This window comes from Sphingomonas sp. S2-65, from assembly GCF_021513175.1.
Taxonomy (GTDB): domain Bacteria; phylum Pseudomonadota; class Alphaproteobacteria; order Sphingomonadales; family Sphingomonadaceae; genus Sphingomonas.
On record NZ_CP090953.1, the window covers coordinates 744,143 to 756,519 of the forward strand.

The following is a 12,377-nucleotide window of genomic DNA, read 5'->3' on the forward strand; positions in this document are numbered from 1 at the left end:
CGCCCTCAGTGCGCGGCCCCCGGCCCCACCGCGCGGCGCGGCCTGGGCGTCAACCAGATGATCATCGCCGAGAAGCCGAAGATCACCGCCGACAGCATGAAGATGTGCGTGGTCGCCACCGCGAACGCTTCCTTGTCGACCAGGTTCACGATCACCCCGCGGATCTGGTCGATCGAGAAGCCCTGCGCGGTGAGCGCCTGGGTCGCTCCCTGCTCGTTCAGCCGCCCGGCCATCTCCGCGCGCGCGACCCGCGAGCTGTTGTCCCACATCGTCGTCGAGATCGACGTGCCGATCGCGCCGGCCATGGTGCGCAGGAAGCTCATCAACCCCGCCGCCGACGCGGTCTCGTGCGGCTCCACTGCGCCGAGCGCGATCGTGGTCAGCGGAATGAAGAAGAACGGCATGCCGAAGCCCTGGAGCATCTGCGGAAACGCCAGCGACCAGAAATCGGCCTGGCTGTTCCACCCGACCCGCAGCAGCGAGGCAAAGCCCAGCCACAGGATGCCGAAGCACACCAGTGCGCGCGGATCGACCTTGGTCGACAGCTTGGCGACGATCGGCGACATGATCACCGCCGCCACCCCGGTGAACGCCGTGGCGTAACCGGCATAGGTCGCGGTGTAGCCCATGCTGGTCTGGAGCCATTGCGGGATGATCACCGCCGAGGAGAAGAAGGTCGCGAACGCAAAGGACAGCGAGATCACCGCGACGGTGAAGCCGCGATGGCGGAACACCCGCAGATCGACGATCGGCTGATCCTCGGTCAGCTCCCAGGCGAGGAAGACGAGCAGCCCCACCACCGCGATCACCGCCAGCCAGATGATCGTGCCGTCGTTGAACCAGTCATGTTCGCGGCCGAGATCGAGCATGATCTGCAGCGCGGCGATCCACAACAGCATCAGCATCAGCCCGACCTTGTCGACGCGCAGCATCGACGTCGGCGTTTCCGCGCGGGAAACCAATTTGACGGTGCCGAACACGCAGAGCGCGGCGACCGGGATGTTGATGAAGAAAATCCAATGCCACGACCAGCTGTCGGAGATCGTGCCGCCCAGGATCGGTCCCAGGATCGGCGCGACGACCGTGGTCATCGCCCAGATACCCATCGCCTGGGCGCGTTGGTTGGGCGGGAAGATGCGCATCAACAGTGTCTGGCTGAGCGGCATCAGCGGACCGCCGCACAGCCCCTGGCCGATCCGGCAGGCGACGAGCATGCCGAGCGTGCTCGACATGCCGCACAGCACCGAGAAGATGCCGAAGCCGATCACGCCCCACATGAAGGTGCGCACCGTCCCGAACCGGCCGGCGAGCCAGCCGGTCAGCGGCACGCACACCGCCTCGGCCACGGCATAGGAGGTGATGATCCAGGTCCCCTGGCTCACCGAGATACCCAGGCTGCCGCCGATATGCGGCACCGAGACGTTGGCGATGGTGGTGTCGAGCACCACCATGAAGTTCGTGAGCGCGAGCACCGCACCCGCAAGGATCAGCTTGAACCCGCTCAGGGGCGCAACATCCTCGGCCTTGCCGGTCATGGCAGAGTCCTCAATTCTTGGCGGTGATATCGATCTCGGCATCCATCGAGAGACCAACGCGCAGCGGGTGCGCCTGAAGCTCCTTGGGATCGAGCGCGACGCGGACCGGCAGGCGCTGCACGACCTTGATCCAGTTGCCGGTGGCGTTCTGCGCCGGGATCAGCGCGAAGGACGAACCGGTGCCGCCCGATAGGCCGACGACCCTGCCGTGATATTCGACATCGCCGCCGTACAGATCGGAAGTGAGCGTGACCGGCTGGCCGACCTTGACCTGCGTCAGCTGGCCTTCCTTGAAGTTGGCGTCGACATAGAGCTGGCCCACCGGCACGATCATCATCAGCTGCGCGCCCTGGGCGACGCGCTGACCCACCGCCACGTTGCGGCGGGTAACCACGCCGTCCATCGGCGCGCGAATGGTGGTGCGCTGAAGCTCGAGCCGGGCCTGGGCCAGCTTGGCCTGCGCGGCGAGCACTTCAGGGGCATTGGCGTTGGTGCTGCCGCGGATCAGCGCGTTGTTCGCCGCCAGTTCACCCGACGCCGCACTGCGGGTCGAGCTTGCCTGGGCGATTGCGGCACGGGCGAGCTGGAGGTTCGCCTGCGCGGTCGCATAGGCGTTGGTGGCGGAGCTCAGCTCCTCGCCCGACACCGCGCCGGCCGGCGCCAGACGGCGACGGCGTTCGAGGTCGATGCGGGCGCGCTGGAAGTCGCCCTGCGCGGCGGTCAGCTGAGCGCGGGCACGGGTGATGTCGGCCTCGCGCGCCTGCACCTGCGCGGCAAGCGCGGTGCTGGTGGCGGCGGTCTGACCGAACTGGCGCTGCGCCTGCGCGAGATCGGCTTCGGCCTGAGCCACGGCGATGCGCGCATCGCTATCGTCCAGGCGGACGAGGACGTCGCCCTTCTTCACGGCCTGGGTGTCGCTCACGCGAACTTCGGCGACCTGTGCGGCGATCATCGGCGTGATCGACGCGGTGTCCGCGCCGACATAGGCGTTGTCGGTGCCGATGAAGTGGCTGCCGACCAGGAAGTACCATGTGCCATAGGCGATGCCGGCGAGCAGCACGACCGCGGCGATGCCGCCGAGCAGCTTCTTGCGCATGCCGCCGCGCTTGGGCGCGATGGCGGCTGCGGGCGGAGCGGCGGGCGCGGCTTCCGGAGCCGGTGCTGCCTGGTTACGGATCTGCGGATCGGCATCAGCCATGAGTCTGGTCCTTGGTTGCGGCAGCCGCCGCTGAAGTGGTGGAGAAGCCGCCGCCAAGGGCGCGGACGAGTTGGACATCGAGCGTGAAGGCGCGGGCCTCCAGTTCCGCGGCGGCCTGACGCACCTGGAGCACGCGCTCCTCGGCGGTCAGCACGTCGAGGAAGGTCGACAGCCCGCCCTCGTAGCGGAGACGGGCGACGTTATAGGCCTGTTCGGACGAGGCGAGCGCCTGACGCGTTTCGGCCAGCCGCGTGGCAAGCGCCCGCTGGCTGGTCACCGCATCGGCAACCTCGCGATAGGCAGTGGCGACGGTGCCGTCGTAATTGGCGACGGCCTCGTCGAAGGCGGCACGCGCCCCGCGATACTGGCCGGTGAGCTGGCCGCCCCGGAAGATCGGCAGGCTTACCGCCGGGCCGACCTGGCCATAGGTCGAGCCGCCATCGAACAGCTTGTTCAGGCCGAGCGCCTGGAAGCCGATCAGCGCGCTGAGGTTGACCGCCGGGTAGAAGTCGGCGCGCGCGACCTTGATGCGGGCGGCAGCCGCTTCGACTCGCGCCCGGGATGCGGCGATGTCGGGACGGCGGCCGATCAGGTCGGTGGTCACGCCCGCGGGCAGGCCGCGCGCGATCACCGGCGCCGTCGGCAGCGCGATCGACAAGCCGCGATCGGGCCCCTGCCCCAGCAACGCGGCGATGCGGTTGCGGGTCAGGCCGATCGCCTCGTCGGTGGCGGCGAGATCGGCGCGCGCGGACGGCACGCCCGCCTCGGCCTGCTTCTGCTCGGCCTGGGTGTCGAGCCCGCTGGTGACACGGTCGGTGACCAGCCGCTGGGTCCGGGTGCGGATATCCAGCGCCTCGGCCTGCACTGCGCGTTCACGGGCGTAGCGCGCGAGATCGGCATAGGCGCTTGCGATGTTGGTCGAAAGCACCAGCCGCGCCTGCTCCAGCTCGATGCGGGCAGCCTCGGCATCCGACGTGGCGGCACGCAGTGACGCACGATTGCGGCCCCAAAGGTCGAGATCGAAGTTGAGCGTCGCGGCGACATGGCCCGTATCGTTCCAGCCCTTGGGCACGAAATCGGCGGGGATACCGTTATTGTAGCTCTGCTTGGTTTCGAGCGCGCTCGCCTCGACGCCAACCGACGGCAGGCGCGCGGCGCCGGCCTGTTCGGCATAGGCCCTGGCCGAGCGAAGCCGCGCGTCGGCGGCGGCAAGATCGGGAGCGCCGCGCAGGCCCTCCTCGATCAAACCGGCAAGCTGGGCATCGCCGTAATCGGCCCACCAGCGGTCGCCCGGCCAGGCGGCCGCGCTGTCGGAGGCAAGCGATTGCGTCGCGGCGAAGCTGGACGCCGCGCGGGTTTCGGGACGCGGCCCGAGATCGGGCACGGTCGCGCAGCCCGAGAGCAACGCGGCGCCCGCAGCAGCGGAAAGGAGACGAGACATATGCATGCGAAAATAGCCGTACTGATTGGTACGGAAAGGCAAATGGAGACGGCACCGCAGCTTGTCAATAAGAAACTGTACCCTATAGTACAGCTATGTCCGACAATGTTCCGCCCAGCCCATCCAAGCGTGAGGCACGCAAGCAGGATCGCCGGCTTGCGATCCTCTGCGTCGCCAAGCGGACCTTCCTTGAGAATGGCTATTCGGGAACGTCGATGTCGGCGATCGCCGCCGAGCTTGGTGGCTCGAAGGCGACGTTGTGGGGCTATTTTCCCAGCAAGGAAGACCTGTTTTCCGCCGTGCTGGATGAAGCGACCCGCGCCTATCGCCAGCAGCTGACCGATTTGCTGAAACCGTCCGACGACGTGCGGGCAACGCTGGTGGAATTCGCACGCGGGTTCCTGACCAAGATCACCTCTCCCGACGCGCTGCGCCTCCATCGGCTGGTCGCGTCCGAAGTCGGAAGAGCGCCGGAAGTCGGCGACATCTTCTACCGGCGCGCGCCGCAGCGTACCCGGCAGTTGCTGACGGAGTTCATCGCGGCGGCGATGGCCGCCGGCCAGTTGCGCGACGAGGATCCTGCCGACGCGGCACGGGTAATGACCGCATTGTGCACGGGCGGTCTGCACCAGCGGATGCTCTGGGGACAGGATGCGGCGACACCCGAGCGAATCGAAACCGAAGCCCAGCGCGCGGTGGAAGTGTTCTTGCGGGCCTTCGGGGTTTAGCTGGGGAGCGCCGCTTGCAATCCTCCCCCGGAGGGGGAGGTGGCACGCGCAGAGTGACGGAGGGGTAGTCTCCTCATGGATCATCGCTCGCGGACAATACCCCTCCACCAGCTTCGCTGGTCCCCCTCCCCCTCCGGGGGAGGATTGTTGCGAGCCCCGCACGGTCGCCGTGCCGGAACGTCCGGCGATGGTGCTCGTTCGGCTGGGCTTGAGCTAGCGCGGGGGCTGAGTGACGTGAGCGGTGAATTGGGTATCGGCGAGATCGCCGTGCGGCTGGCCGAGGCGATGCGGGACGGCGATGTTGTGTTCCTGGCCCCAGACGAGGCGCGTGCCGGGGCCGTCGAGCGGGCGTTGAGCGCCGCCATGCCCGAGGCGGCGGTGATCTTCTGCCCCGGCAGCGATGCGCTTCCGGGCGACAGCGCGCCGGCCTCCCCCGCCAATGTCGGCCAGCGCGTCGCGGCGCTGCGGCGGCTGCGGGTCGCGCTGGCGGCGCAGCAGCGCGTGGCGCTGATCAGCACCGGCGAAGCGGCCGGGCGGCTCTATCCCGCGCCGCTCGCCTTCGACACTGCGCCGCCGCTGGTCGAGACCGGCCAGGCGATCGACCTGGCCGCCTTTGCCGAGACGCTGGTCGAGATCGGCTATATCCATGACGAACGCGTCGACGAACCCGGCGAAGTCGCGCTGCGCGGGCAAGTGATCGACGTGTTCCCCGCCGATGCCGGGCTACCCTATCGCATCGAGGCGCAGGACGGGCACGTCGCCTGGGTGCGGCCCTATGACGCCGCGACTCAGCTCACCACCGGCGAGGCCGAGCGGCTGGAGCTGGGCCGCGTGAACGAGCCCGAGCTGGAGGATCCGGTGTCGCTGCTCGATCACGTTCCGGGCGCCGCCGTGGCGATGGAGCCCGAGGCCGACAAGCGGCGCAGGCGCTTCCTGGCGCTGGCGGCGGATGCCGAGCGGCAGCGGCCGGGCTCGGCGCGGCGCGTGTGCGACGAAGCCCGCTGGACCGAAGCGCTGGCAGAACGCGCGATGCTGGCGCTGGCCGAGGGTGGCGAGCCGCCGGCGCGGTTCGTCGAGAGCCGCACGCCGATGCGCGCCTTCGCCAAGGTGGCGCGGGCGGCGATGGCGGAAGGCGACCGCGTGGCGCTGCTGGGCAGCACGCGCGATCTGCGCTTCCTCAAGCGGCGAGTGCTCAAGGTGCTGGGCGGCGAGGCGATCGAGGCGACGCGCTGGGCCGACGTTGCGCAAGCCGCCGAGGGCAGCCTGGTCACCTTGACGATGCCGGTCGAGCGCGGCTTCCGCGTGGAGGGCGTGACGGCCATCGCGGCGGGGGATCTGCTGGGCAGCCGCGCCAAGCTGGACGACGGCCATTCGGCGGCGTCGGGCGCCGAGCTGTTCGACCTGGGCGACATCCGCGTCGGCGACGTGGTGGTGCATGAGGATCACGGCATCGGCGTGGTCGAGGGGCTGGCGCCGCTCCCGGTTGCCGAGGGCGAGCCCGCGGGCGACGCGATCCAGCTGCGCTATGCCGAGGACGGGCGGCGGCTGGTGCCGGTGACCGAGGCCGACCGGATCTGGCGCTATGGCGCGGACGAGGACGCAGTGACGCTGGACCGGCTCGACGGATCGAGCTGGCAGAAAAGGCGCGGGGCGATCAACGAGGCCGTGGAGGAAAGCGCGCGGGCGCTGCTGGCCCTGACCGAGGAGCGCGCGCAGCGGACCGCGCCGGCGCTCGATCCCGATCCGGCGCTATACGAGCGCTTCGCCAGCGGGTTTCCGTTCATCGAGACGCCGGACCAGGCGCGGGCGATCCAGGCAGTGCGCGACGATCTCGCCTCGGGCAGGCCGATGGACCGGCTGGTGATCGGCGACGTCGGCTATGGCAAGACCGAAGTGGCGCTGCGCGCGGCGGCGCTGGCGGCGCTGGCGGGCAGGCAGGTGGCAGTGGCGGCGCCGACCACGGTGCTGGCGCGGCAGCATCTGGAGAGCTTCACGCGGCGCTTCGAGGGGACCGGGATCGCCGTGGCCGGGTTGTCGCGGCTGTCGAGCCCGGCGGAGAAGAAGGCGGTGAAGGCCGGGCTCGCCGACGGATCGGTGGGCGTGGTGATCGGCACCGGCGCAGTGGCGGGCAAGGGCGTCGAGTATAAGGACCTGGCGCTCGTCGTGATCGACGAGGAGCAGCGCTTCGGCGCGGCGGACAAGAACCGGCTGCGCGAGATGGGCGGCGGCCACGTGCTGACGCTGAGCGCGACGCCGATCCCGCGGACGCTGCAGAGCGCGCTGGTCGGACTCCAGCAGCTTTCGGTGATCGCGACGCCCCCTGCCCGCCGCCAGCCGATCCGCACCTCGGTGATGGGCTTCGACCCGCAGGTGCTGCGCACCGCGCTGCTGCGCGAGAAGAGCCGCGGCGGGCAGAGCTTCGTGGTGGTGCCGCGGATCGAGGACATGGCGCCGCTCGCCGAGCGGCTGGCCAAGCTGGTGCCCGAGCTCAAGGTGCTCGACGCGCACGGCAAGTTGGCGGCGCAGGATCTGGACGGCGTGATGGTCGGCTTCGCCAATGGCGAAGGCGACGTGCTGCTGGCGACCAACATCATCGAGGCCGGACTCGACGTGCCGCGCGCGAACACGATGGTGGTGTGGCGCGCCGACCGCTTCGGGCTGTCGCAGCTCCACCAGCTGCGCGGGCGGGTCGGGCGCGGGAGCCGGCGGGGACAGGTGCTGCTGGTGACCGATCCCGACACCGAGATCGCGCCGCGCACGCTCACGCGGCTGCGCACCCTCCAGGCGTTCGACCGGCTGGGCGCGGGCTTCGCGATCAGCGCGCGCGATCTCGACATGCGCGGCGCCGGCGACTTGCTGGGCGAGGCGCAGGCCGGGCACATGAAGCTGATCGGCATCGACCTGTACCAGCATCTGCTGGAGATCGCCGTGCGCCGCACCCGCGGCGAGGATGTCGAGCGCTGGACCGCGCAGCTCAATCTGGGCCTTCACGGCCGGCTGCCCGATGATTGGGTGCCCGAGGAGGAACTGCGCGTCACGCTGTATGCCCGCCTCGCCCGGATCGACACGATCGCCGGGATGGACAGCTTCGAGGCCGAGCTGGAAGACCGCTTCGGCGAGCTTCCCGAGGAAGCCCAGACGCTGGTCACGCTCGCGCGGACGCGGCTGCTGGCGCGATCGGCCGGGATCCGCCGCGTCGACGCGGGGCCGGCGGCGCTGGCCTTCACCCCCGATGGCAGCTTCGAAGGCGACCCGCAGGCGCATGGCCTGGCCGAGAAGAACGGCCGGCTGCTGCTCGCCGAGGCGATCGAGGAACCCGCGGCACGATTGCAGCGTGTCGAAGCGTTGCTGGCCGAATTGGCAAGCTGAACCAGACTGTTCGCTGCGCGCGCAAGGCGGTATGACGAACCCAAATCAATATGGAAGGACTCAGCATGCCCGAAGCCGGCGAGCTTGAAATGAGTCGTCGCGGCCTGCTGATCACCGGCGCGGCGTCAGCGGCGGCGACTGCCATCCCCACAGCAGAGGCCCAGACGATGTCGCTCCCCCCGCAGGACCAGCCGAGCCTGATGCGCGTCGCCTTCGACGTGAACGGCAAGCCCCGCGAGCTGGAGGTCGACACCCGCACCACCTTGCTCGACGCACTGCGCGAGCATCTGCACCTGACCGGATCGAAGAAGGGCTGCGACCACGGCCAGTGCGGCGCGTGCACGGTGATCGTCGACGGGCGGCGGATCAACAGCTGCCTGAGCCTGGCGGTGATGCACCAGGGCGACAAGATCACCACGATCGAGGGCCTGGGCACGCCGGACAAGCTGCACCCGATGCAGGCCGCCTTCGTCAAGCATGACGGCTATCAATGCGGCTATTGCACGCCCGGGCAGATCTGCTCGGCGGTGGCAGTGCTCGACGAGATCAAGGCCGGCATCCCCAGCCATGTCAGCCAGGATCTGGAGGGCCGCCAGACGGCGACCAATTTGGAAATCCGCGAGCGGATGAGCGGCAATATCTGCCGCTGCGGCGCCTATTCGAACATCGCCGAGGCGATCAGCGAAGTCGCGGCAGGAAGGAAGAAGGCATGAAGCCCTTTACCTATGAGCGCGCCGCCTCCCCCACCGCGGCCGCAGCCGCGGCAGCGCGGACGCCCGACGCCAAGTTCATCGCCGGCGGGACCAACCTGCTCGACCTGATGAAGCTCCAGATCGAAGCGCCGCGCCATCTGATCGACGTCAACGGGCTGGGCCTGGACACGATCGAGAAGACTGCCGAGGGCAGGCTGCGCATCGGCGCGCTGGTGCGCAACACCGATCTTGCCGCCGACAAGCGCGTGCGCAAGGACTATGCCGTGCTCTCGCGCGCCTTGCTGGCCGGCGCATCGGGCCAGCTGCGCAACAAGGCGACGACTGCGGGCAATCTGCTCCAGCGCACCCGCTGCCCCTATTTCTACGACACCAACCAGCCGTGCAACAAGCGCCGCCCCGGCTCGGGCTGCGCGGCGATCGGCGGCTATAGCCGTCCGCTGGCGGTGATCGGCGTGAGCGACGCGTGCATCGCCACCAACCCCAGCGACATGGCCGTCGCGATGCGCGTGCTCGACGCCACGGTGGAGACGGTGAACGCCACCGGCGCCGCCCGCGCGATCCCGATCGCCGAGTTCCACCGCCTGCCGGGCGATGCGCCGCATCTCGATACGGTGCTGGCGCCGGGCGAGCTGATCACCGGCGTCACCCTGCCCAAGCCGATCGGCGGGCAGCATTTCTATCACAAGGTGCGCGATCGCGCGTCCTACGCCTTTGCCGTCGTCTCGGTCGCCGCAGTGATCCAGAAGGACGGCAGCGGCCGCGTCGCGGTGGGCGGGGTGGCGCACAAGCCGTGGCGCGTCGAAGCGGCCGAGGCGAGCATGCGCCAGGGCTCCAGGGCCGTCGCCGCCGGGCTGATGGCCGGCGCGCGTCCGACGCACGACAATGCGTTCAAGGTCCCGCTGGTCGAGCGCACGCTCGCCGCGGTGATGCACGAAGCGAAGGGCTGATCCGATGAAGTTCGATACACCCGCAGGCCCCAATCCGATCGACCAGCTCAAGGTGGTGGGCAAGCCCGTCGACCGGATCGACGGGCCGCTCAAGACCACCGGCCGCGCGCCTTATGCCTATGAGCGGCACGATGTCGTCGCCAATCAGGCCTATGGCTATATCGTCGGATCGGCGATCGCCAAGGGCCGGATCAAATCGATGGACCTGCGCGAGGCCAAGGCCGCGCCGGGCGTGCTCGCCATCGTGACGGCGGAGAATGCCGGCAAGCTGGGCAAGGGCAAGAACAACACCGCCAAGCTGCTCGGCGGCCCCGAGATCGAGCATTATCACCAGGCCGTCGCCGTGGTGGTGGCCGAGACCTTCGAACAGGCGCGCGCCGCCGCGCAGCTGGTGCGGGTCGACTATGCCCGTGCCGCGGGCCGCTTCGACCTGGCCGAGGAAGCCAAAAGGGCGCCGCTGGACGGCGAGAATAGCGGCGAGGGCAGCGCGGCCCCGCCGATCGCGCGCATCGGCAATTTCGACGGCGCCTTCGCCTCGGCGCCGGTGACGCTCGACGCGACTTACACCACCCCGGATCACAGCCATGCGATGATGGAGCCGCATGCGACGATCGCCGCGTGGAATGGCGACAAATTGACGCTGTGGACCTCGAACCAGATGATCGCCTGGAGCAAGGGCGACGTCGCCAAGACGCTGGGCATCCCGGCGGCCAACGTCCGGCTGGATTCGCCCTATGTGGGCGGCGGCTTCGGCGGCAAGCTGTTCGTCCGCGCCGACGCGGTGATGGCCGCGCTGGGCGCCAAGGCGGCGGGCCGCCCGGTCAAGCTGGCATTGCAGCGCCCGCTGATCGCCAACAACACCACGCATCGTCCCGCGACGATCCAGCGCATCCGCCTGGGCGCCACGCCCGATGGCCGGATCACTGCGATCGCGCATGAAAGCACTTCGGGCGACTTGCCCGGCGGCGGGCCGGAGACGGCAGTGTCGCAGACCCGGCTGCTCTATGCCGGCGAGAACCGGATGACCGCGATGCGGCTGGCGGTGCTCGACTTGCCCGAAGGCAATGCGATGCGCGCGCCGGGCGAAGCGCCGGGAATGATGGCGCTCGAAGTGGCGATGGACGAGATGGCCGAGAAGCTGGAGATGGACCCGGTGGCGTTCCGCATCGTCAACGATACCCAGGTCGATCCCGAAAAGCCCGAGCGCCGCTATTCGCAGCGCCAGCTCAACGAATGTTTGAAGCTGGGGGCCGAGCGCTTCGGCTGGAGCAGGCGCAATCCCAAGCCCGGACAGGTGCGCGACGGGCGCTGGCTGGTCGGCATGGGCGTGGCCGCGGGCTTCCGCAACAATCTGCTGATGAAGTCGGCGGCGCGGGTGCGGCTCGACGGGCGCGGCGTCGTGACGGTCGAGACCGACATGACCGACATCGGCACCGGCAGCTACACCATCCTGGCGCAGACCGCGGCGGAGATGATGGGCGTGCCGCTCGACCATGTCGTGGTGCGGCTCGGCGATTCGGACATGCCGGCCTCGGCAGGCTCGGGCGGCCAATGGGGCGCGAACAATTCGACCGCCGGCGTCTATGCCGCCTGCATCAAGCTGCGCGAGAGCGTGGCGGCGAAGCTGGGCTTCAATTCGGCCGATGCGGTGTTCGCCGATGGCCAGGTCCGCGCGGGCAATCGCAGCGCCAGGCTGGGCGATGCCGCGCAGGGCGGCGAACTGGTGGCCGAGGATTCGATCGAATATGGCGATCTGGGCAAGAAATATCAGCAATCGACCTTTGCCGGGCATTTCGTCGAGGCCGCGGTCGACAGCTTCACCGGCGAGATCCGCGTGCGGCGGATGCTGGCGGTGTGCGCGGCGGGGCGGATCCTGAACCCCAAATCGGCGCGCAGCCAGGTGATCGGCGCGATGACGATGGGCGTCGGCGCGGCGATCATGGAGGAGCTGGCGGTCGACAAGCGCTTCGGCTTCTTCGTGAACCACGATCTGGCCGGCTATGAAGTGCCGGTCCATGCCGACATCCCGCACCAGGAGGTGATCTTCCTCGACGAAGTGGATCCGATGTCGTCGCCGATGAAGGCCAAGGGCGTCGGCGAGCTCGGGCTGTGCGGCGTGGGCGCGGCCGTGGCGAACGCGATCTACAATGCGACGGGGGTTCGGGTTCGGGACTATCCGATCACGCTGGACAAGCATCTGGCGCGGTTGCCGGCGGTGGCTTGAAGCCCACACCGGTCGCAGCGCCTCACCCGCATCCGGAGAAGTGCTGCACCCCCGCCCCCCCGTCATCCCGACCCCCGTCATCCTGCCCCCCCCGTCATCCCGGCCTTGAGCCGGGATCCCGCTTCTTCTTCTTGACACAAGGGGCCACGCACGCGCCGCCAGAGGATTTCAAGCAAAGGCGCGGAGCCAGGCTAGAAGAAGAAGAGGTTCGCGCAGAGGCGC

At 69.3% G+C, this 12,377-nt stretch carries 8 protein-coding genes; 5 read left to right on the top strand and 3 right to left on the bottom strand.

What is annotated here, in order from left to right:
• Positions 1 to 5: 5 nt before the first annotated feature.
• Genes LZ586_RS03600 through LZ586_RS03610 form a run of 3 tightly spaced genes read right to left on the bottom strand, consistent with a single transcriptional unit; the run spans position 6 to position 4,180 of the window.
• Positions 6 to 1,535 carry a DHA2 family efflux MFS transporter permease subunit gene (locus LZ586_RS03600; protein ID WP_235078318.1) on the bottom strand — a complete coding sequence of 510 codons (1,530 nt, stop codon included), beginning with the start codon at positions 1,533 to 1,535 and terminating at the stop codon, positions 6 to 8.
• Between the two features lie 10 nt (positions 1,536 to 1,545).
• Positions 1,546 to 2,733 (bottom strand): HlyD family efflux transporter periplasmic adaptor subunit, encoded by a 1,188-nt coding sequence (locus LZ586_RS03605; protein WP_235078319.1) that lies wholly within the window; start codon positions 2,731 to 2,733, stop codon positions 1,546 to 1,548.
• Positions 2,726 to 4,180 carry an efflux transporter outer membrane subunit gene (locus LZ586_RS03610; protein ID WP_235078320.1) on the bottom strand — a complete coding sequence of 485 codons (1,455 nt, stop codon included), beginning with the start codon at positions 4,178 to 4,180 and terminating at the stop codon, positions 2,726 to 2,728. The genes LZ586_RS03605 and LZ586_RS03610 overlap by 8 nt, the downstream gene beginning before the upstream one ends.
• An 89-nt stretch (positions 4,181 to 4,269) precedes the next feature.
• On the opposite strand from LZ586_RS03610, the gene LZ586_RS03615 reads away from it, so the two are divergent.
• The 5 genes from LZ586_RS03615 (at position 4,270) to paoC (ending at position 12,155) form a co-directional block, all read left to right on the top strand.
• Entirely contained in the window at positions 4,270 to 4,902 is a 633-nt protein-coding gene (locus LZ586_RS03615) for a TetR/AcrR family transcriptional regulator (RefSeq protein WP_235078321.1), read from the top strand.
• Between the two features lie 285 nt (positions 4,903 to 5,187).
• Positions 5,188 to 8,271: a TRCF domain-containing protein gene (locus LZ586_RS03620; protein WP_235079725.1), complete on the top strand. Its 3,084-nt coding sequence runs from the start codon at positions 5,188 to 5,190 to the stop codon at positions 8,269 to 8,271.
• Positions 8,272 to 8,336: 65 nt separating this feature from the next.
• Positions 8,337 to 8,984: an aldehyde dehydrogenase iron-sulfur subunit PaoA gene (paoA, locus tag LZ586_RS03625; protein WP_235078322.1), complete on the top strand. Its 648-nt coding sequence runs from the start codon at positions 8,337 to 8,339 to the stop codon at positions 8,982 to 8,984.
• Complete coding sequence (locus LZ586_RS03630; protein ID WP_235078323.1) at positions 8,981 to 9,931, top strand: FAD binding domain-containing protein; 951 nt, start codon at positions 8,981 to 8,983, stop codon at positions 9,929 to 9,931. Before paoA ends, LZ586_RS03630 begins: the two co-directional genes overlap by 4 nt.
• Positions 9,932 to 9,935: 4 nt before the next feature.
• Positions 9,936 to 12,155: an aldehyde oxidoreductase molybdenum-binding subunit PaoC gene (gene paoC / locus LZ586_RS03635; RefSeq protein ID WP_235078324.1), complete on the top strand. Its 2,220-nt coding sequence runs from the start codon at positions 9,936 to 9,938 to the stop codon at positions 12,153 to 12,155.
• Positions 12,156 to 12,377: the final 222 nt, after the last annotated feature.

Bases quoted from the DNA above. Each gene is read 5' to 3' on its own strand.
- LZ586_RS03615 (WP_235078321.1), top strand. From the start codon at position 4,270: ATGTCCGACAATGTTCCGCCCAGCCCATCCAAGCGTGAGGCACGCAAG.
- LZ586_RS03620 (WP_235079725.1), top strand. From the start codon at position 5,188: ATGCGGGACGGCGATGTTGTGTTCCTGGCCCCAGACGAGGCGCGTGCC.
- paoC (WP_235078324.1), top strand. From the start codon at position 9,936: ATGAAGTTCGATACACCCGCAGGCCCCAATCCGATCGACCAGCTCAAG.
- paoA (WP_235078322.1), top strand. From the start codon at position 8,337: ATGCCCGAAGCCGGCGAGCTTGAAATGAGTCGTCGCGGCCTGCTGATC.
- LZ586_RS03600 (WP_235078318.1), bottom strand. From the start codon at position 1,535: ATGACCGGCAAGGCCGAGGATGTTGCGCCCCTGAGCGGGTTCAAGCTG.
- LZ586_RS03610 (WP_235078320.1), bottom strand. From the start codon at position 4,180: ATGCATATGTCTCGTCTCCTTTCCGCTGCTGCGGGCGCCGCGTTGCTC.
- LZ586_RS03605 (WP_235078319.1), bottom strand. From the start codon at position 2,733: ATGGCTGATGCCGATCCGCAGATCCGTAACCAGGCAGCACCGGCTCCG.
- LZ586_RS03630 (WP_235078323.1), top strand. From the start codon at position 8,981: ATGAAGCCCTTTACCTATGAGCGCGCCGCCTCCCCCACCGCGGCCGCA.